The 20324-nt window shown below is 38.4% G+C and carries 14 protein-coding genes, 1 tRNA gene and 1 pseudogene; 11 read left to right on the top strand and 5 right to left on the bottom strand.

Features of this window, described 5'->3' with window-relative positions; genetic code table 11:
* Window positions 1-609: pseudogene (locus BTO23_RS21630) on the top strand (hypothetical protein); the annotation flags it as partial.
* Window positions 610-636: 27 nt separating this feature from the next.
* Window positions 637-1368: a hypothetical protein gene (locus tag BTO23_RS05620; protein WP_105063130.1), complete on the top strand. Its 732-nt coding sequence runs from the start codon at window positions 637-639 to the stop codon at window positions 1366-1368.
* 85 nt (window positions 1369-1453) lie between these two features.
* Here BTO23_RS05620 and BTO23_RS05615 read toward each other — a convergent pair whose 3' ends face one another.
* Window positions 1454-3652: a TonB-dependent hemoglobin/transferrin/lactoferrin family receptor gene (locus tag BTO23_RS05615; RefSeq protein WP_105063129.1), complete on the bottom strand. Its 2199-nt coding sequence runs from the start codon at window positions 3650-3652 to the stop codon at window positions 1454-1456.
* Between the two features lie 318 nt (window positions 3653-3970).
* Between BTO23_RS05615 and pheS the strand changes: the two genes are divergently transcribed.
* From pheS to BTO23_RS05590, 5 genes are all read left to right on the top strand, one after another.
* Entirely contained in the window at window positions 3971-4954 is a 984-nt protein-coding gene (gene pheS / locus BTO23_RS05610) for a phenylalanine--tRNA ligase subunit alpha (protein ID WP_045102137.1), read from the top strand.
* Between the two features lie 17 nt (window positions 4955-4971).
* Complete coding sequence (gene pheT / locus BTO23_RS05605; protein WP_105063128.1) at window positions 4972-7377, top strand: phenylalanine--tRNA ligase subunit beta; 2406 nt, start codon at window positions 4972-4974, stop codon at window positions 7375-7377.
* Between the two features lie 616 nt (window positions 7378-7993).
* The gene (locus BTO23_RS05600) at window positions 7994-8290 is read left to right on the top strand and encodes an integration host factor subunit alpha (protein WP_060990903.1); all 297 of its coding nucleotides are present in this window, start codon (window positions 7994-7996) and stop codon (window positions 8288-8290) included.
* 238 nt (window positions 8291-8528) lie between these two features.
* Window positions 8529-9542 carry a succinylglutamate desuccinylase gene (locus tag BTO23_RS05595; RefSeq protein WP_061028596.1) on the top strand — a complete coding sequence of 338 codons (1014 nt, stop codon included), beginning with the start codon at window positions 8529-8531 and terminating at the stop codon, window positions 9540-9542.
* An 87-nt stretch (window positions 9543-9629) separates the two neighbouring features.
* Complete coding sequence (locus tag BTO23_RS05590) at window positions 9630-11411, top strand: M3 family oligoendopeptidase (protein ID WP_061028598.1); 1782 nt, start codon at window positions 9630-9632, stop codon at window positions 11409-11411.
* A 134-nt stretch (window positions 11412-11545) separates the two neighbouring features.
* Here the strand turns inward: BTO23_RS05590 and BTO23_RS05585 are convergent, their stop codons facing one another.
* Together BTO23_RS05585 and BTO23_RS05580 are read right to left on the bottom strand one after the other, a co-directional pair.
* Window positions 11546-12028: a YajQ family cyclic di-GMP-binding protein gene (locus BTO23_RS05585; RefSeq protein WP_045102132.1), complete on the bottom strand. Its 483-nt coding sequence runs from the start codon at window positions 12026-12028 to the stop codon at window positions 11546-11548.
* A 16-nt stretch (window positions 12029-12044) separates the two neighbouring features.
* The gene (locus tag BTO23_RS05580) at window positions 12045-13097 is read right to left on the bottom strand and encodes a 3-deoxy-7-phosphoheptulonate synthase (RefSeq protein ID WP_060990906.1); all 1053 of its coding nucleotides are present in this window, start codon (window positions 13095-13097) and stop codon (window positions 12045-12047) included.
* Window positions 13098-13306: 209 nt separating this feature from the next.
* Here BTO23_RS05580 and BTO23_RS05575 point away from each other — a divergent pair, with 209 nt between their 5' ends.
* Entirely contained in the window at window positions 13307-14191 is an 885-nt protein-coding gene (locus BTO23_RS05575; protein ID WP_060990907.1) for a putative PEP-binding protein, read from the top strand.
* 88 nt (window positions 14192-14279) lie between these two features.
* On the opposite strand, the gene BTO23_RS05570 is transcribed toward BTO23_RS05575, so the two are convergent.
* Complete coding sequence (locus BTO23_RS05570; protein ID WP_061002296.1) at window positions 14280-15638, bottom strand: hypothetical protein; 1359 nt, start codon at window positions 15636-15638, stop codon at window positions 14280-14282.
* A gap of 89 nt (window positions 15639-15727) precedes the next feature.
* Here BTO23_RS05570 and BTO23_RS05565 point away from each other — a divergent pair, with 89 nt between their 5' ends.
* A complete protein-coding gene (locus BTO23_RS05565) occupies window positions 15728-16576 on the top strand; it encodes a CvfB family protein (RefSeq protein WP_061002298.1) in 849 nt (282 codons plus the stop codon).
* A gap of 156 nt (window positions 16577-16732) precedes the next feature.
* On the opposite strand, the gene BTO23_RS05560 is transcribed toward BTO23_RS05565, so the two are convergent.
* Window positions 16733-18286, bottom strand: a complete 1554-nt coding sequence (locus BTO23_RS05560) for a diguanylate cyclase (protein ID WP_061011565.1) — start codon at window positions 18284-18286, stop codon at window positions 16733-16735.
* 198 nt (window positions 18287-18484) lie between these two features.
* Here BTO23_RS05560 and BTO23_RS05555 point away from each other — a divergent pair.
* Both BTO23_RS05555 and BTO23_RS05550 read left to right on the top strand, forming a co-directional pair.
* Window positions 18485-18561: transfer RNA gene (locus BTO23_RS05555), tRNA-Val, on the top strand.
* A 173-nt stretch (window positions 18562-18734) separates the two neighbouring features.
* The gene (locus BTO23_RS05550) at window positions 18735-19976 is read left to right on the top strand and encodes an integrase domain-containing protein (protein WP_105063127.1); all 1242 of its coding nucleotides are present in this window, start codon (window positions 18735-18737) and stop codon (window positions 19974-19976) included.
* Window positions 19977-20324: the final 348 nt, after the last annotated feature.

Raw genomic sequence — 20324 nt, 5'->3', positions numbered from 1 at the left:
CTGGTATTGGTTTTTTTAGTGTTATGAGTTGGATGTTATATGATTTTAGTCAAGATATGCTTGATACCGGTGGTATTGTTGCATTTAGTTTACTCACCATTTTCATGACATTGTTTTTTATTTTTTTTGGTTCAGCAGATATAAAGCGGATTTACAAGTTCACTAAAAACGGAATAGTAACCGAGCAGGCAGATGTTGTGCCTGAATATGCTTATCAATGCATACGAATGTTCGGTCGAGTGGGTGTTGTCGTATGTTTAGTTGCAGTTGTTTTTGTTGGTCCATGGCGTTTGTTGGAGCAGGGGCGAGTGCATTACTCTCATTCAAACTGATTAACTTTAGATTAAAACCTATGATATTTGAAACTTTGTATTTTGATGAGTCCGTGATAATTAAATCATCAAAAATAAACTATATAACGATAGTTCCAAATGCTCAATTATTACTGTCATTGGATGGTGTTTTTTGCAATAAAAAAAATGCAGATGATATTTTAATACCTTAAGGGAGTTGTATCCAAATGGTCATTTTTATGAGGTGGAGGAAGAAGATGATATATATTCCCATTATAAATATAAAGAGTTCTTACATCCAATGGATCAAGATTGATGTGAAATAGTAAGGATGCGTTAAATAATGCTAACTCATAAAGATATAGACAATACAAACAAAATAGAAGCCATGAGAATGGCCTTATACAACGAAGAAGTACTCTATGAGTATGAAACCATAGAGCATCAATATTTAGGGTATTTTGCGGCAGCCGGTTTTTTAAGTGTGATGCTTTGGTTTTTATATGATTTTAGTGATGATGGAATAGACGCAGGTGAAGCCATTATATTTGGTGGTGGTGGAACCATAATGACACTATTTTTAATTTTTTTTGCTTCTGCAGACATAAGGCGGGTTTACAAATTCACTAAAAACGGAATAGTAACCGAGCAAGCAGATGTGGTGCCTGAGTATGCATATAAATGTATACGAATGATAGGTCGAGTGGGGGTCGTTGTATGTTTGATTGCAGTTGTTTTTGTTGGCCCTATTGCGTTCATTGGAGCTGGGGCAAGTGCGTTACTCTCATTCAAACTGGTTAACTTTAGATTAAAACCTATGTTGTTTGAAAGTTTGTATTTTGATGAGTCCGTGATATTTAAAACAAGCAAAGAAAATTATATTGATATCACACCAAACTCACCGTTGTTTTTGTCATTGGATAGTATTTTTTGTAATAAAGATAATGTAGATGATATTTTTAATACTTTAAAAGAATTCTATCCAAATGGTCATTTTTATGAGGTTGAGAAAGAAGATGATATTTATGAGCATGAAAAATTTAAAGAGTTCTTACATCCAATGGATCAGGATTGATGTGAAATGGTATTGTTGAATCATAATAGTAACTGAAATAAAAAAGCGGCAACGAAGCCGCTTTTATTAGTGTTTAGTTATGAATTTAGAATTTGTAATCTAACTCAATACCCCAGTTACGACCTGCTTGAGCTTTACGGTCAATGCCATCATCACCAGCTTCAGTACCAATCATGTCGTTGTATAACCAATATTGCTTGTCAAGCGCATTGAATAAACCACCACGAAGCGTTAAATCTTGCATTGGTTTGTAGTAAGCGGTTAAATCAACCAAGGTGTAGCCTGCAACATCAATGTTTTCATGACCAACGTTTGACCATTTATCTTTTGCCGCAACCATATTTATATTTAATAAAGCACCGTAAGTATAGCCAACAGAGTCATAACCTAAACCTAGATTTGAAGTGAGTGGAGCTACACTGTCTATTGATGCTCCCGTCTTTTTATCTCGACCTTCAGCATAAGCAATACTTAATTTAGAGTAGGTACCTTGAGGTGCATTAAACGCTTCATCTAATAAATAAGTAGAACTAAACTCAACACCATAAATTTCTACAGAGTCGATATTCTCTTTCGTGTAATGTTCTTTTCCATCGTTCGGGCCACCAACGACTTTACCTAAGTATTGTTGGTTGATGAAATCAGAGTAATCATTATAGAAAGCAATTAACTCAACTTGTGCAGCATTAGATTGTGCTCGAATACCTGTTTCATAAGAGATACTGCTTTCGGCTTTAAGATCAGGATTGGCATCAATGACGGCACCACTGTCATAGAAGTAGTACATATCTTGCAGAGTAGGGGCTTTAAAGCCTTGGCTTACTTGAGCAAGTACACTGAAGTTATTGTTTATATGATAAACCGAACCTAATTTAGCCGTAAATGCGTCATTTTTGCTATCAGGATATTCTGTTTTAAAGCCGTCATTGGTTTCAGGTTTTGCTTCAAATGAGTCATAACGTAAACCAGCAGTTAGCACTAATTGTTCATCAAGTAGGAAAGCTTGGTCCTGTGCAAAAATACCGTATTGAGTCATTGTTGCATCTGGCATATCGGTATGTCCGGGGCCAGATGTGCCTTGGTCGTATTTATAATCGGTGTTTTCAGTTGCAAACTTGTTTTGTCTAAAGCTTAGACCGTAAGTGATTTGATGGAATCCTTCTCCAAACTCGGCAATTTTATCAAACTGTGCGTCAAATTGGATTGAATCATCGTTGGCAATACGTTCACGCATACGGCGACCACTGCCGTAAGGCCCAGTTGAAGTATCATAGTTTTCAGATAATGATTCAGTTTGTTGTACATTTAATTTTGATTCTAGCGTATCGAATAGCGCATTATTAGCTGTCCATTCATGCTCTAAACCAACGCGTAATCGAGTTGTTGTATCCTTATTGTAGTTATCGTAATAAGTAATGATAGGTACCCCTCTACTCATCATAGAATAACCATTTTGGGAAAGTTCATCTTCATCATATTGTGATGTGTAATACTCGACAGTAGTGCCGATGCGATGCGAATCATTTAATTGGTAAAAGGCTTTTGCTAATAGGTTACCAATTTGTGCATCCGCTGGGTTTGCTGCTCCACGATCTGGGCCTTCAATATCAGCACCATTAGAATGGGTTTGTGATTCACTGCCTTTTTTATACGTTAGCATGACTAGAGTTTCTAGTTCAGCAGCGCGCATTGCCCAAGTACCCGTTGTCTTTGTGCTTGAGTCTACGCTGTTATAGCCTGTTTTTACTTCAAAAGCGTTTTCGTCTCCCTCGGTTCTTAAAATATCTTCAGGATTTTTAGTCTCCATTAGGACGGTGCCACCAAGTGCATCAGAGCCATAAAGCGTAGAAGAGGGGCCTTTATTTACCTCAATCGCTTTTAGCGTATCAATCTCAATCGTACTTGGGTATTTACGTTGTTCGTTTGAGCCTGGGTTGTACGGGGTAGGTTGTTGGACACCATCCACGAGTACTTTAATTCGGCTATCGCTCATGCCGCGAATTGTAAATCCAGATAAGCCAAAACGACCACCGCCATTAGCTGTTACACCAGGTGTATATTTTAAAGCATCTTGAACACTGGTTGCCATTGTCTTATCAATGTCTTCGGCAGTGACTTTTGATATTGAGCTCGATACGTCTTTAATACTTTGCTCTGTTCGAGTTGCCGATACAACAACCTCATCAAACATTGTCGCATTCCCATCAGAAGAGCTTTCAGCGTGAAGAGTGGGAGAGATAGCAACTAAAATAGACGCAGCTAAAAGTGTTTTTTTATTAGACATGTTAATTCCTTGAAAGTGTCTGGTCTCATAATTCGGGAAAGATAATACATACTGCGAATGATAATTACTATCATTTTCATTTGATCTTTTGCTTTTTTGTTCTATGGCGTGAAAAATTGAATAAAATAAAAATGATAGCCATATAAAAAGAGGGGAATTGATAGGTGTTCTATAGGCATTTGGCTAAGAAAAGTACTTTTTTCTATTAGATCAGCTATTTTATCCAATTCAGTTTGGATTTAGCGCTGTGATTTATTACTATGTGCTGATATGTATTTTACTCGCAACGGATACCACCTATAAGTGGATGAGGAAACGATGCAACATCTAGACGAGATCATTGCCAATGCAACGGCAGAAATTGAACAAGCAGGCTCTTTAGTCGCTCTGGACGAAGTCCGTGTTCAATACTTAGGTAAAAAAGGGCATTTGACACTTCAGCTTCAAGGACTAGGTAAACTAGATCCTTCAGAGCGTCGTGAAGCAGGTCAACTGATCAATAAAGCAAAGCAAGCGGTTCAAACGTTATTAGTTGAACGTAAAGACTCTCTTCAAACTGCAGAGCTTGAAGCGAAACTTGCTGCTGAAACTATCGATGTAAGCCTTCCAGGCCGTCGTATTGAGAACGGTGGTTTACACCCAGTAACTCGTACCGTTGAGCGTATTGAGCAATTCTTTGGTGAATTAGGTTTCAGCACAGAATCTGGCCCTGAAATCGAAGATGCATTCCATAACTTCGATGCACTAAACATTGCAGACGATCACCCAGCGCGTACTGACCACGATACGTTCTTCTTTAATCCTGATCTAATGCTACGTACGCATACATCAGGTGTTCAGATCCGTACAATGGAAAATGGCAAACCACCATTCCGCTTTATTGCACCTGGTCGTGTTTACCGTAACGATTACGATCAAACTCACACACCAATGTTCCACCAAGTGGAAGGTATGTTAGTTGATGAGAACGTAAACTTTGCACAACTTAAAGGTATTCTTCACGATTTCCTTTGTAATTTCTTTGAAGAAGAAGTTGAAGTGCGTTTCCGTCCTTCATTCTTCCCATTCACAGAACCTTCTGCTGAAGTTGATGTGAAGCGTAAAGATGGCAAATGGCTAGAAGTATTAGGTTGTGGCATGGTTCACCCTAACGTACTTCGCTCTGTTGGCATCGACCCTGAAAAATACTCAGGCTTTGCGTTTGGTATGGGTGTTGAGCGTCTAACTATGCTTCGTTATGGCGTAAATGACCTTCGTGCGTTCTTCGAGAACGACCTTCGTTTCCTTAAACAATTCAAGTAATTCGGGGCTAGAAATTTATGAAATTCAGTGAATCTTGGCTACGCGAGTGGGTTAAACCTGCTATTAACAGCGAAGAGCTAGCTCACCAAATCACAATGGCAGGTTTGGAAGTTGATGAAGTTGCACCTGTTGCTGGTGAGTTCACCGGCGTTAAAGTAGGTAAAGTGGTTGAGTGTGGTCAACACCCAGACGCAGACAAACTTCGTGTAACTAAAATTGATATCGGTGAAGTCGATCTTGATGGAAATAAACAGCTTTTAGACATCGTTTGTGGTGCATCTAACTGTCGTCTTGGCCTAACGGTTGCAGTTGCAACGGTTGGTGCTGTACTTCCTGGTGACTTCAAAATTAAGAAAGCAAAACTACGTGGTGTTCCATCACACGGTATGCTTTGTTCTTTCTCTGAGTTAGGTATTGATGTTGAATCTGACGGTATTTTAGAATTACCAGAAGGCTCTGCATTAGGTATGGACGTTCGTGAGCTTCTTGAGCTTAACGATGTTGCTATCGATGTTGACTTAACAGCAAACCGTGCTGACTGTTTTAGCATTCGTGGTTTAGCTCGTGAAGTAGGTGTTCTTAACCGTGCAGACGTAGTTGAACCAACTATTGAAGCAGTAGCGACAAGCATTGAAGATACCGTTTCTATTGAAGTTAAGGCAACTGAAGCGTGTCCACGTTACCTTGGTCGTGTTATCAAGAATGTGAACGCAAAAGCTGAAACGCCAATCTGGATGCAAGAGAAACTGCGTCGTTGTGGTATTCGTTCAATCGATGCGATTGTTGATATCACAAACTACGTAATGCTTGAGCAAGGCCAACCAATGCACGCGTTTGATCTGTCTAAGATCGACGGCGGTATTGTGGTTCGTATGGCTGAGCAAGATGAGAAACTAACTCTTCTTGATGGCAACGAAGCGAAGCTAAACAACAATACATTAGTTATTGCAGACCAAAACAAAGCACTAGCAATTGCTGGTATCTTTGGCGGTCAAGAGTCTGGTGTTACTTCTGAAACAACAGATATCATGCTTGAGTGTGCGTTCTTCGCACCAGATCACATCCGTGGTCGTGCGCGTGCATACGGTCTACACACTGATTCTTCTCTACGTTTTGAGCGTGGCGTTGACTCTACATTACAAGCAACAGCGATGGAGCGTGCAACACAGCTTCTTGTTGAACTTTGTGGTGGCGAAGTAGCGCCTATTTCTGCAGCAGAATCTAACGCAGATCTTCCAACAGCAAACACGGTTGAATTACGTCGCAGTAAACTAGACGGTCTATTAGGTCATCACATCCCATCAACAGATGTAGTTGAGATCCTTACTCGTCTAGGTTGTGCAGTTGAAAGCACTGACACAGGTTGGACAGCAACGTCTCCATCATGGCGTTTTGATATTGCAATCGAGCAAGACCTAATTGAAGAAGTAGGTCGTATCTACGGTTACAATAACATTCCAAACCAAGCACCTGTTGCTGCACTAAACATGAACGATCATAAAGAAGCAAACCAGCCGCTTAAGCGTGTTCGTGATCTTCTTGTTGACCGTGGTTACCACGAAGCAATTACCTACAGCTTCGTAGAGCCTGAGCAACAAAAACTGATCGTGCCTGAAATTGAGCCGTTAATTCTGCCATTCCCAATTTCAGCAGACATGTCAGCAATGCGTTTAAGCCTATGGACTGGTTTGATCAACACCGTTGTTCATAACCAAAAACGTCAACAACCACGCGTTCGTTTATTCGAATCTGGTTTACGTTTTATTCCTGAAGAATCAGCAGAAAACGGCATGCGTCAAGAAATGATGCTTGCTGGTATCATCGCTGGTACTCGTGGTGAAGAACACTGGGATATCGCAACAAACACGGTTGATTTCTTCGACCTTAAAGGCGATTTAGAAGCGGTTCTTGAACTAACTGCTAACGAATTAGCGTACGAGTTTAAAGCCGCTAAACACCCAGCACTTCACCCAGGCCAAACAGCGGCTATCGTTGTTGGCGGAAAAGAAGTTGGTTTCATCGGTACAGTACACCCAGAGCTAGAGCGTAAGTTTGGCTTAAACGGTCGTACAATCATGTTTGAAATCGAGTGGGATGCAATCAATACTCGCGTTATTCCTGAAGCGACATCAGTATCTAAATTCCCTGCAAACCGTCGTGATATCGCGATTGTAGCAGATGAAGCAATTGCTTCTGGTGACATTGTTGCTGAATGTTTAGCATCAGGTGGCGAGCTATTAACTAGCGCGAAACTGTTCGATGTGTACCGTGGTCAAGGTGTTGAAGAAGGTAAGAAGAGTCTTGCAATCGCACTGACACTTCAATCTGTTGAGCGTACGCTAGAAGAGGCTGATATTACTTCAGCTGTTGACGCTATTGTTGCGGCAATTGGTGAGAAGTTCTCAGCAACATTACGTGACTAATTTCTTTCTTTAATTAAAGAATAGAAGATAGGATCCAATATCAGCTTTTTGTTGGTATTGGATTTTTTTTATCTGTAATATTACGCTATAAAGCATTTAAGTCATTATATTGGTATAACAAGTATTAAAACATCCATCCAATCAATATAAAACATACTTATTTCAGTTTATTAACATTAAAGATTACGGTGAAAAACTGTTTCAGTATATAATCCTGAAACCATAGTTAACTTGTGTATATTTGTTTTTTATTTCTTAAAACTAATTACTTCACAATCAATTAGATGGCTTATTTTTAATTCTGTTAATAATTTCTTGGTTGACATCACAAATTTACATACGGATTAATAAGCTGAAATAGCGACATATATTAGTGATATATACCAATTCAATGACTTAGCATAGCCTGATGTAAGATATCTTAGGGTAATTAGCTTATAATTTTGATCACCATCTCATAAATGTGTCATGATTTTTTAGAAAAAAGTTGGCGAAAATCAGTCGGTTGGCATACACTGTCAAGAGTTGAGCAATGTTAAGTCGTTGTTCTAACTGTTCAGTTTTCAGTTGCAGTAAATACTGTAACTATGTCTAACGTAACTTGAGGGTAGTTTTTATGGCACTCACTAAAGCTGATTTGGCTGAGACCTTATTTGAAAAAGTTGGATTAAGTAAACGCGACGCCAAGGAAACGGTAGAAGTATTTTTCGAAGAGATTAAGCAAGCTCTAGAGAGTGGCGAGCAAGTAAAATTATCTGGATTTGGTAATTTTGACCTACGCGAAAAGAGTGAGCGACCAGGACGTAACCCAAAAACTGGGGAAGATATTCCAATTTCTGCACGCCGAGTTGTTACTTTTAAACCGGGTCAGAAACTGAAAGCTCGTGTTGAGAGTCTACCGGTAGAAAAATAATCTTGCCACCTTTGGCTTAAGATAATGAAAGCTGCATAATAGTCTTCTGTTGTGCAGCTTTTTTATGATCTGAATAATTCAATAAATCCTTCTCTGGGAACAATAGGTTAGTGCTTGATATTTATTAGAGTCATAACGTCGGTGCAAACTCACACAATTGTTTTTAAATTGTTAATTTAACATGACTTAAATGGTACAGTTTTTTGGTTGAATATTTTACCAAGGAAGAGAAGTACCAATGGATCATATTTCATTTATTCAAAACACCTTAGATCTATCTACGCCTTTTAAAGAAAGATTTTGGCAATTAGCTAATGGAACGCAAGTCATATGGCATAGCCGCGGGGTAGTCGAATTCATCCCTCATTTGGACTTTGACTCTCATTGCGCTGTTGTTTTATCATCGGGAATACACGGTAATGAAACCTCCCCAATAGAACTGCTTGATACTATTATTGAAGATATTCAAAGCGGTGAATTGTCATTGTCACATCCATGCTTATTTATTTATGGTCATCCTACCGCCACACATCAGCATACTCGTTTTATTGATACCAACTTAAACCGCTTATTTAGTCATCATCAAATCCCCAATGACAGCATGTTAGAGATGGCATTAGCGAATCGTTTGATGAAAAGTGTTGATGCTTTTTTTACTAAGCACAATACAAAAGAAAAGTGGCATTTAGATTTACATTGTGCAATCCGTTCTTCACAGCATTACACCTTCGCAATACATCCACACAACCACCACTATAAACGCTCAGAATCACTGTTAGAGTTTTTATCGCGAAGTAAGATAGAAGCATGCTTGTTTTCAGAAGCACCAGCTTCAACGTTTAGTTGGTACAGTGCAGAGTATTATGGCGCACATGCGGCAACGGTTGAATTAGGAAAAGTATCAAGAATGGGAGAAAACGACTTAACACAGCTTTCTGAATTTAATGAAGCATTAAGAAATATGATCAGTTGCGCTGATTATTTTGAGCAGGAGTCGCTTGATTCGACATTGATAGAATACCAAGTGACCCGCAGTATTATGAAACAGAGTGACCATTTTACTTTTGATTTCCCTACCGATTTAGCTAATTTTACGCAATTTAATGAGAATGACTTATTAGCAACAGATGAAGGTATTCAATATATAGCTCAACCTGGTGGTGAGAGTGTTGTTTTCCCAAATGCGAAAGTAGAAAACGGTCATCGAGCGTGTTTGTTGGTTCAAAAAATAGAGAAAACTAAGACTCAATAGAGCGAATGATAAGATTCGGCTATTGAGTGCTTTACCATATAAACTTAATTGTTATGATGTGGAAAACAAAATAAAAAGGACATAATCATGACAGCACCAAGCTGGGATCTTTCTATCGCCTTTCAATCACTTGATGACCTAAAATTAACCGAAACAATTACTCAGATTCAACAGCGTATTACTGCATTTTCCGTTTCTGATGTTAATCTTGAAGTTCATCATCTACAACAAGCTATTCTTGAAAAAGAATCTATTTCAATACAGTTAGCAACGGTGGCTAGTTATGGTAATTGCATTGCTTCTGTAGATGCATCAAACGCTCAAGCCAAAGCGTTAGTTAATCAGATGACAAAGTTATCTTCTGATTTATCACAAGCTTTCAGTCCGTATTTAGATGCGGTTGTGAACGCACCAAAAACACAGTTTGAAGAAATCTTAGCACTCAATGATGATCTTGCCGCTCAACGATTTCTATTAGAAGAAGAAAGGAAATTGGTTGCTACGCGATTAAGCGTGAAAGAAGAACAACTATTATCGGCGATGAGTGTTGATGGCAAGAATGCCTGGGGTCGTTTGTATGACAACATTACAGGCTCCATGAAAGTGACACTGCAACTTCCAAATGGAACAGAGGAAACCATTGGGTTATCTCAAGCGGCAAGTATTCTATATGGCAGTGATACGCTACGTAGAGAGCCAGCATGGCGCGCAATACAATTGGCAATGAAACAGAATCAAGAAAGTTTTTCAGCTATCTTAAATGCATTGGCAGGTTGGCGTTTAACGGAATACCAAAAGCGTAGCGCTGTGAATAAGCTGCACTTTCTTGAACCAAGCTTACATGGCAGCCGTATTGAACAACAAACGCTGGATAGTATGATCTCGGTAGCAAAAAAGAATCGTGCAGTAGGGCAAAAAGCGGGGCGTTTAATGGCTAAAATGTTTGGTACTGAACAGTTAACGCCTTGGGACCAACTCGCCTCGATGCCACCATTATTGGGTGAAGCATCAAGCTACAGTTTTGGTGAAGCCATTATTATCATTAAAGATGCATTTGCAGGGGTTTCACAAGAGATGGCCGATTTTGTTGATTTGATGGTAAAAAATGGTTGGATTGATGCTGCGCCGCAAGAAACTAAACGCCTTGGTGCTTACTGTACTAAATTTGCAGATTCGCGAACGCCACTGGTCTTTATGACATGGGGCAACAGCATGTCAGATGTATTAACGCTTGCACATGAGTTAGGTCATGCCTTCCATAACTGGGTAATGCGAGACATGCCATTATGTAAAACTAAATACCCGATGACATTGGCAGAAACAGCGTCGATCTTTGCTGAAAATGTCGTACGTGATGCGTTACTTGCTAAAGCTAAAACCAAAGAAGACAAAATTGAAATGCTATGGGAGGAGTTATCATCAGCTCTGGCTCTTACAATCAATATTCCAGTACGTTATGAATTTGAAAAAGCATTCTATGAGCAACGTGCAAATAAAGAGTTAGGACCAGATCAGCTGTCTGATTTAATGAGTAAGACTTGGACTGAATGGTATGGAGACTCGATGTCTGAGTCTGACTCACTGTTTTGGGCAAGTAAATTGCATTTCAGTATTCCAGAAGTGAGCTTTTATAATTACCCATATTTGTTTGGTTATTTATTCAGTATTGGTGTGTATGCTCAGAGAGAAGCAAAAGGTGAACACTTCTATAGTGATTACGTAAGTTTACTGCGTGATACCGGTTCTATGCGAGCAGAAGAGGTGGTGCAAAAGCACTTACAGATGGACTTAACAGAAGAAAGGTTTTGGCAGCAGAGCTTAGATAGAGTGAGCCAACAAATTGATGAGTTTGAACGATTAATTAGCTAACTTAAAAATAGAGATTAGCTCAGTCTATAACTGAAAATAATAAAAAAGCACCTCACTGATAAACAGTAGAGGTGTTTTTTTTATATCTATCAAACAGCGATGTTTTTTTAGATACTTATTATATGAGAACTAGATTAGTCACGGAAGTTTGTGAACTGGAAAGGTTGACCAAAGTCACCTTCACGTACAAGTGCCATTGCAGCTTGCAGATCATCACGATTCTTACCAGTAATACGAAGTTGTTCGCCTTGGATTGCCGCTTGAACTTTAATTTTTGATGCTTTGATCTCTTTTACTAATTTCTTAGCAATCAGCGTATCAACACCTTGTTTAAAGTCGATGTCTTGGTAAAAGTTTTTACCAGAATGAACAGCGTCTTTAATGTCCATTGAACGAGCATCAACACCACGTTTTGCAAGGTTACCACGTAAGATATCTACTAACTGAGACAGTTGGAAGTCATCTTCCGCTTTAATCTTGATGTTTTCGCCTTTTAATTCAAAGCTAGCATCAACGCCACGAAAATCGAAACGAGTAGCTAATTCACGAGTAGCATTATCTACCGCATTTTTTAGTTCAACATTATCAACTTCAGAAACGATATCAAAAGCAGGCATAGTTTTAATCCTTAAATTAACGAGATGTTTTAATTGTGTTTGATAACATGTCTAACATAGTCACGGTATCTTCCCAACTTAGGCATGGATCAGTAATTGATTTACCGTAAGTTAGATTAGTTAAATCTGTCATTGGTTGATTGCCTTCAATAATGAAGCTTTCAGCCATAATTCCAACCACCTTATTACTACCTGATTCAATTTGAGCACAAATATCTTTGGCTACATCAAGTTGGCGACGGTGTTGTTTCTCACAGTTAGCATGACTGAAATCTACGATTAGGTGAGGTGGCAATCCCACATCTTCTAAGCGCTGACAAGCATCTGTAACCGAATCAATATCAAAGTTTGGTTTATCATTACCACCACGAAGGATGACATGACCAAATGGATTACCCGCAGTGCGATATACCGTCATGCGACCTTGTTTATCTGGCGAGTAGAAGAAATGAGACGCTTTCGCTGCACGGATAGCGTCCATCGCAATTTGTGTGTTGCCATTTGTTCCGTTTTTAAAACCAACAGGGCAAGACAGAGCAGAAGCCATTTCACGGTGAATTTGAGATTCAGTGGTACGAGCACCAATAGCGCCCCACGTAATTAGATCTGAAATATATTGGCCAGTGATCATATCTAAAAACTCAGTCGCAGTAGCTAAACCTAGTTTGTTGATATCAAGCAGCAATTTACGGGCCTTGTGTAAGCCAGCTTCAAGTGCATAACTTCCATCTAAGTTAGGATCAGTAATTAATCCTTTCCAACCTACAATTGTGCGTGGTTTTTCGAAATAAGTACGCATAACGATGAAAAGCTCATCTTTATACTGTTCTTGAATATTGGCTAAGCGTTGTGCGTAATCCAGTGCCGCTTCTGTATCATGAACAGAGCATGGACCCACAACGACTAAAAGACGTTTATCTTTGCCAGTTAAAATAGCTTCAACCTGTGCGCGAGAGTGCTCAATATGTTCAGCAACATCGTCGGTAATAGGGTGAGCAGTCGTGAGCTCAGCGGGCGTTGGCATTGGGCCTAAAGGCTGAGTACGAAGTTCATCTGTTTGAAATGGCATAGTTTCGCCTGTTAATTCTTTAATACACCTGAGTAAGATAACGGAAAATTCAAAGGGATGAAACCCAAAACTTAATAGAGACAAAGAAGTGGGCGTATAAAGTAGCATTATTGTATCTTTTAGACTTGAGTTGTTGCTCATGTATATGTATGTTCAACATAAATAACATTTAATAATAAATCTAACTCAATGAGTTCATTGGAGTAAGCATGACTGATACTATTTTACCAACACTGACACGCATGGCGAGTTTACCTTCTTACCAATCTCAAACAGACTCAGAAGCCGCACTTTATGTTTCTATTGCAGGGTTAATTCAAGAACATTTGTTTTATCACCCAAAAGCCGTTATCAAAGCACCTAAGATGAGTGATATTGACGCACAAAGCCTAGCAATCATCATTGAAGGCGCAGCAGATGGTAAAACACACTTTGTTGATACTTTAACGAATGAAATTTTAGCTAATATCAAAGAATCAACAACAGAAGTGAAGATTGCTTTCTCAGATGCAGACAGTGCCGCATTTGCAGGCTTACTTGCTGGTCAATTAGAAGTAAAAGAAGCGAACCCAATGATGGGCGTTCGTGGTGTAACGCGCTTTGCATCAGACGCAAGTACAGAACAATTTGCGTTAGAATGTGCAGTGATTAAGAAAGTCATGGCCGGAACATCGGCAAGCGTTCAAATTGTGGTTCCATTTGTGCGAAACCTAAGTGATGCGGCAACCATCATTGACCGTCTAGCAATTCACGGCTTACCGCGTGGCTTAAATGGTCTTAAAGTACATTTTGTGTGCGATGTACCAGCAGCTGCATTGATGGCAGACAAGTTATTGCAATACTTTGATGGCATGATCGTAAACATAGATACACTAACGCAATTTACGTTAGGTGTAGATAAACAAAACGAAGCATTAGAACATCATTTTGATCCACAAAACGAAGCGGTTCTTCATCTTGTAGGGCAGGCTATTCAAGCGGCAAACAAAGCAAACAAACCAGTAGTTACAACGATTGATGAATTAGCTCAGAATCCAAGAGTTCAAGAGTTATTAGAACAATTAAGCGCGACAGATGTTGTAGTTACCGCGTAACGTAACATACATTAATACGAATACAAAAACGCCTTTAGGTTAGTACAACCTAAAGGCGTTTTTTTGGGATGTGATAATTGGCTAAACGTTATTTACTATCAATTGAAATCTTCTCAATATCAATAATCTTTGAGCGGTTAACAATAATCTTCCAACGATGTAACTGAGTGCTGTAATCGTCCATGGTTTCACGCACGATTAAATTAATTAAATGGCGTTTCTCAACGGATTCTTTAGAGACTTGGCCATCATTTAATTGATAAATCTTTTGAGACCCTTTTTCCATTAAACGAGCAATAGGGCGAAGATCTATCAGCATGGTTTCACGAGTCTGTTCATAACCACTCATAAACTTCGTGATCGCCATTTTAGTTTGGCTTTTATAAGAAAGGATAACCTCTTCACGTTGCACTACACGATGTTTACGTAGTTTCTGAATATCTGAATCCAACTCAGAAAACGTCATGTAATCAAGCCATTCTAGTTTTCTTCCTACATAGGTATTCGTTGTAGGGTCAAGGTAACGTTTACGCCACTTAGGTTGGCCTTTACGTATCCAACGCCACATTACGTCACGTAAATCATCTTTAAAGACCTCACGCATCGCATAGATAAATGACACAGCAAAGATGAAAGAAGCCGTAATTTCTCCCAAAAACCCACGAGCCTGAATCACCATTAGAGAAACAAAGATCATGACAACTGCAGTTGCTCCGCCTTTTACGGCACGTTTAATGTGCTTACCAAGCGCTAAATTCTTTTCTTTGAGTACGATAGGGAACTCGATCAAACGGCGTAATAAACGCATTTTATTCGACATTCGAGTCATGTCGTCACGAGCCTTACCTGAGTTATAACTCTTATCAAGACGATGGAGCGATTCTAATTCACAAATATCTACAAGGCGTTCTTTTACCAGCTTATATTCTTCATTTCTTGGCATGTGAGCCAGTAAAGAAAGAAAGCGTTGCTCAGTATACCAAGATAAGTAATTGTCAATGTTGGCATAATAGCGCTTTAACGTATCATCATAAGGCACGTTACGTCGTAACTTTCTGAGGATGTCAATGGCAAGGTCAATCGCGTCATCAACTTCTTGATGGGTAATTTCTTCGCGAGATGTATCATTAAGTTGCTGTACCGCTTTTTCTAATGCAAGAGCATATTGATAAGCGTATAAACTCAAACTTAAACGATATTGTTCAGTAGACAGACGGCCACGTTGAGCAAGACGAGAGTGCACAAGAGGAAGGTGATTTTTATCACTAAAATACGTGCGCTGGCTCTGAATAGAGTTGTAATAAAACTCAGATTCAGAAACCATGTCTTTGTTTAGACCAAGCTCACCGGGAATAAAAAGAAACATTTCCAGTTCGTGTTGCTTAGATTCTTCAACAATATGTGAGATCTTTAGTGATAAGCCATCTTTCTTACCAACTGTAATCACAGGAAATTCCTATAAAAATGGTAATTCATAAAGCAAGCATATCAGAGTTCAGGTATAATCGCCGAGTATTTTATTTAGGAATTGAAGTAATGATTAAAATTGGTCAAATCAACAAATTAGAAGTAACAAAAACTGTAGATTTTGGTGTCTTTTTAGATGGCGGAGATTATGGTTCTATTCTTCTTCCAAGTCGTTTTGTTCCAGAAGGCACAGCAGTCGGTGAAGCGCTTGATGTGTTTATTTATCTTGATTCAGAAAATGAAGTGGTAGCCTCTACAGAAACACCAAAAGCGCAAGTAGGTCAGTTTGGCCTAATGAACGTTATTGGCACAAACAGCATTGGTGCATTTGTGGATTGGGGTATCGCTAAAAAAGACTTATTGGTTCCATTCAGTGAGCAACGTGGTCGCTTAAACGAAGGTCAATCAATCCTTGTTTATGTTTACATTGATAAAGCGTCTAGCCGTATCGTAGGTACAACTCGTTTTAACAAATGGCTAGATAAGACTCCAGCAAATTACGAAAAAGGCCAACAAGTCGATATCTTAATTGCAGAACGTACTGATCTTGGTTACAAAGCCGTGATCAATGGTGAGCATTGGGGCCTAATCTTCCATTCAGATGTATTTGGTAAACTATTTATTGGTAAGCAACTAAAAGCGTTTATTGCTGATATGCGTGAAGATGGAAAAATCTCACTGTCTCTACAGCGTCCAGGCGTAGCTCGTATGGATGATTTAAGTGAAAAAGTCATTGCGACCTTAGAGAAAAAAGACGGTTTCTTACCTCTAAGCGATAAGTCATCTCCAGACGCAATTTTTGCTGAATTTAGAACAAGTAAAGGTACGTTTAAAAAGACGATTGGTGGTTTATATAAAGCAGGTAAGATCACAATCGAAAAAGATGGTATTCACTTAGTGAGTACAGAATCGAAATAAAATTGCCCTAAAAAAATAGCCCGTAACGATAGTCGTTATGGGCTTAGGGAAATGGCTCGATGAGCCTTGCGCTAATAAATGGAGAACATTACTTTATTGAGCGTAGTACAGCGTTACCACTTGTCCAGTTTTCCCTTCCTATTTATATTCTACTTCTTATAGTTCTCGGTAATGAGTAATTTTATCTCGCCCTGTATCTTTTGAGTGATATAGCGCTTTATCTGCTTGTTCTATAACATCATCTAATAATACGTTTGGCTTATTTATTGTCGTGATACCAGCACTTAAGGTAATAGTCTCATGCAACGTATTATATTTATCAATTTGTTGACGTACTTTCTCTGTAAATTCAATAACACGCTTAGGATTAGCCTCAGAGATAAAAATAATAAACTCCTCACCACCATATCGTGCTGCTAAGATATTTGGGTATTGTGAAATTGCTTTACCTACAATAGTAATTATTTTATCTCCTACAATATGCCCGTACGCATCATTGATATGTTTAAAGAAATCGATATCTAACAGAATTATTGAGTAAGGAGAAAAACTAGTCGGATGATGCTGATTACTAATCAATGGTGAAACCATATCGTGAAAAGCTCGGCGGTTAAGCAATCCTGTTAAATAATCACGGTTAAGTACGTGAGTTAATTTTTTATGGCGCTGATTAAGAAATACCAACAAGATACAAATAATAGAAACCAAGCTAAAAAGAAGCCCAGATAAGCTGTATAGCAATGTGTTTGTTGGTCGGTTCAATTCATCTCTAGAAATACCAGAGACAATCGCCCAATCAAGATAAGGGTAATAGATATAAAGCACGTCTTTTTGGTATGTGCTGCCATCTAAAGTTATTTGGTAGGTATAATCTTCGACATTTGCAGCATGTGCTGTTGTTTCAGACATTCCGTTAACTAAGTTCATTTGTAAGCTATAGCGATTGGCTGATTGTTGGATCTTATGAAGTAGGCCATCTGCATTTTCACCAATTAAACTGCGTATATTCTCACCTTCATAACTTGGGTGAAGAATTAGTTCTCCAGCTAGATTTATTACATACACATAGCCAGTATCACCATATTGGTATTTGTTGAGCTTATTTTTAAGAATGGCTTTATTAATGAAGTGTAATAACTCGTCTTTATAAGCACTTGCCGACACAATAAAATCAAGATCTTCTATATAAATAGAGTAGGCCAGTTTTTTACGTGGTTTTTCTTCACCTGGGTTGGTCCATAAGTACTCAACAAAATGATCATCATTATCAATTTGCTCTTGAATATGACGATACTCACTGACATTACGGCCTTGAAAGATAGGGTGATATTCAAGTTTCCCTTTAGAGTTCAATATATAAGAATAACCAGTATCACCAATTTTATTGGAGTTGATATAATCTTGAATAAGTGCTGTTTTTTGCTCTTGAGTCAATGTTGTTGATTTTTGAATTTGAGTAATAAACTTAGCCGAGGAGGTTACAATGCCTCTTAAATATCGCTTTATCGATTCATTCAATGCGGTATCAACAATGTCATAGCTTGCCTCAATAGAGTTATTGAATGCTTGAAATGATGAAGAACGTATTGTTTTTTCAACAGATTGAAAACTTTGAATACTAAAAGTTAGCGAGATAATCGCAATGCCAACAAGCAATAGAACAAGAATAGGCTGTAAGAATTTTAGATGATGAAAGCGAGATTGTGGCATGAGATAAATCCTTTTAACGGTATGTGCGATTCTATTTTAAAAGGTGCTTTCAAGCAAGTTGTTCTGATTTTGCTCAGTTTGAATATTAAATAGACAAACGATTGATAATCATAAAAAAAGACTTGCAGAGTAAAAAGGAACTCGATATTATCCATCTCGTTCTCAAGGAGAAGTTAATTACTTCCTAGTTAACGATTTGCCCGCTTAGCTCAGTTGGTTAGAGTACTTGCATGACATGCAAGGTGTCACTGGTTCGAGTCCAGTAGCGGGCACCACATTATACGAAAGAGCCCACCTAGTGTGGGCTTTTTTGTACCTGTAATTCCTTGTTTTATCAATCATTTAGCCTTTTCAGTGTCCGTAGACGTCCATTAGTGTCTTGTAAAATCCACGGTTTATTGTAACACTCTATGTAACACGAAGTTGAAACGTGATTTGGAGTGTTACAATGGCGAATAAAACTCAACCTCTTACAGCGACACAAGTTCAACAAGCAAAGCCTAAGTTGAAAGAATATAGTTTAAGCGATGGTAATGGGCTTGCTCTCCGCGTGAGGCCAATAGGTAGTAAGTTTTGGATATTTAATTACCAGCGACCAATCACTAAGAAGCGAGCTAATCTTACTCTAGGTAAATTCCCTGATTTATCTCTTGCTAAAGCAAGAACCAAAGCAATTGAAGCAAGAGAGCTTCTGGCTGATGGTATTGATCCAAAAGAGCATCGAGATAATACACTTCGTGAAAAACAACTAGAGTTATCGAATACCTTACAAGCGGTATTTGATGATTGGCTTGAAGTAAAGAAAACAAGCATTAAAGAACAAACAGCCAAAAAATTAAAACAACGAATAGAGAAGTACCTTTTACCTGATCTTGGTAAATTCCCGCTTGGTGACATTACCGCTCCACAAGCCATAAAAACAATTAAACCAATTGCAAATCAAGGTAAGTTAGAAACGGTAGGGCGATTGTGTCGTAATTTAAATGAGATCATGACCTTTGCTGTGAATACTGGTGTTATAGAACACAATAGGCTTGCTGGTATTGGGAAAGCGTTTGAAACAGCCAAAGTTACTAACCAGGCATCGCTAGATCCTAAAGATCTACCAGAACTGTTAAAAACGATTAATTATGCCTCTATTAAGCCTATCACGCGTTGTTTATTAGAATGGCAGCTTCATACCATGACAAGACCTGCTGAGACTGCTGGTGCGCGCTGGGATGAAATAGATAAAGAAAAAATGCTTTGGGTTATTCCTGCTGAACGAATGAAGAAGGGAAGAGTTCATACCGTCCCATTAACAAAGCAAACATTAGATTTATTAGAAACGATTGATTTTATTACAGGTGAGAGTGAATATATTTTCCCTGCTGATAAAAGCAATAAAAATCACATAAATAAAGAAACAGCTAATAAAGCATTGGTGCGAATGGGATTTAAGGGAAGACAAACTTCTCATGGCCTACGAGCATTAGCTAGTACTACCTTAAATGAACAAAACTTCGATGCGGATATTATTGAAGCGGCACTCTCTCATGTTGATAGAGATAAGGTTCGAAGTGCTTATAATCGTACAGACTACCTTGAACGACGTAAGGTTCTAATGATGTGGTGGAGTGACCATATTGAAGAGGCGGCTACTGGTAGTTTATCTATGAGTGGTAAGAAGGGACTTAAGGTTGTAGGTTAATAGAAAACATATAGGGAAGGATCGTTCTTCCCTATTAAATAATAAATAAAAGATATTGTAACTCTGATGGTTTTATTGAAATATTAATTCGATGTAATTAGGATTAACTAATATATTTTAGGTAGTTCTAATATTATGTGATTTTTAAATTTTATATTGTCTTTATAAGTTTTTTTATTATAAAAATTTACGGTACATGTCGGGAATTTAAGTGCTTTCACCTTTCATAATATTAATCGCTTAAGTATTGATAACTTTCCCGTCAGTACTTATAACCTCTTGATTGATTGATTGATTGATTGATTGATTGATTGTATAAGTATGGCTTATATCATAGGTGTCGAATGA

This window comes from Aliivibrio sifiae, from assembly GCF_002954715.1.
Classification (GTDB): Bacteria; Pseudomonadota; Gammaproteobacteria; order Enterobacterales; family Vibrionaceae; genus Aliivibrio; species Aliivibrio sifiae.
This window is presented reverse-complemented; position numbering and strand designations above follow the sequence as displayed.

Bases quoted from the DNA above. Each gene is read 5' to 3' on its own strand.
- pheS (WP_045102137.1), top strand. From the start codon at position 3,971: ATGCAACATCTAGACGAGATCATTGCCAATGCAACGGCAGAAATTGAA.
- BTO23_RS05550 (WP_105063127.1), top strand. From the start codon at position 18,735: ATGGCGAATAAAACTCAACCTCTTACAGCGACACAAGTTCAACAAGCA.
- pheT (WP_105063128.1), top strand. From the start codon at position 4,972: ATGAAATTCAGTGAATCTTGGCTACGCGAGTGGGTTAAACCTGCTATT.
- BTO23_RS05585 (WP_045102132.1), bottom strand. From the start codon at position 12,028: ATGCCTGCTTTTGATATCGTTTCTGAAGTTGATAATGTTGAACTAAAA.
- BTO23_RS05565 (WP_061002298.1), top strand. From the start codon at position 15,728: ATGATTAAAATTGGTCAAATCAACAAATTAGAAGTAACAAAAACTGTA.
- BTO23_RS05590 (WP_061028598.1), top strand. From the start codon at position 9,630: ATGACAGCACCAAGCTGGGATCTTTCTATCGCCTTTCAATCACTTGAT.
- BTO23_RS05600 (WP_060990903.1), top strand. From the start codon at position 7,994: ATGGCACTCACTAAAGCTGATTTGGCTGAGACCTTATTTGAAAAAGTT.
- BTO23_RS05560 (WP_061011565.1), bottom strand. From the start codon at position 18,286: ATGCCACAATCTCGCTTTCATCATCTAAAATTCTTACAGCCTATTCTT.
- BTO23_RS05580 (WP_060990906.1), bottom strand. From the start codon at position 13,097: ATGCCATTTCAAACAGATGAACTTCGTACTCAGCCTTTAGGCCCAATG.
- BTO23_RS05595 (WP_061028596.1), top strand. From the start codon at position 8,529: ATGGATCATATTTCATTTATTCAAAACACCTTAGATCTATCTACGCCT.
- BTO23_RS05575 (WP_060990907.1), top strand. From the start codon at position 13,307: ATGACTGATACTATTTTACCAACACTGACACGCATGGCGAGTTTACCT.
- BTO23_RS05615 (WP_105063129.1), bottom strand. From the start codon at position 3,652: ATGTCTAATAAAAAAACACTTTTAGCTGCGTCTATTTTAGTTGCTATC.
- BTO23_RS05620 (WP_105063130.1), top strand. From the start codon at position 637: ATGCTAACTCATAAAGATATAGACAATACAAACAAAATAGAAGCCATG.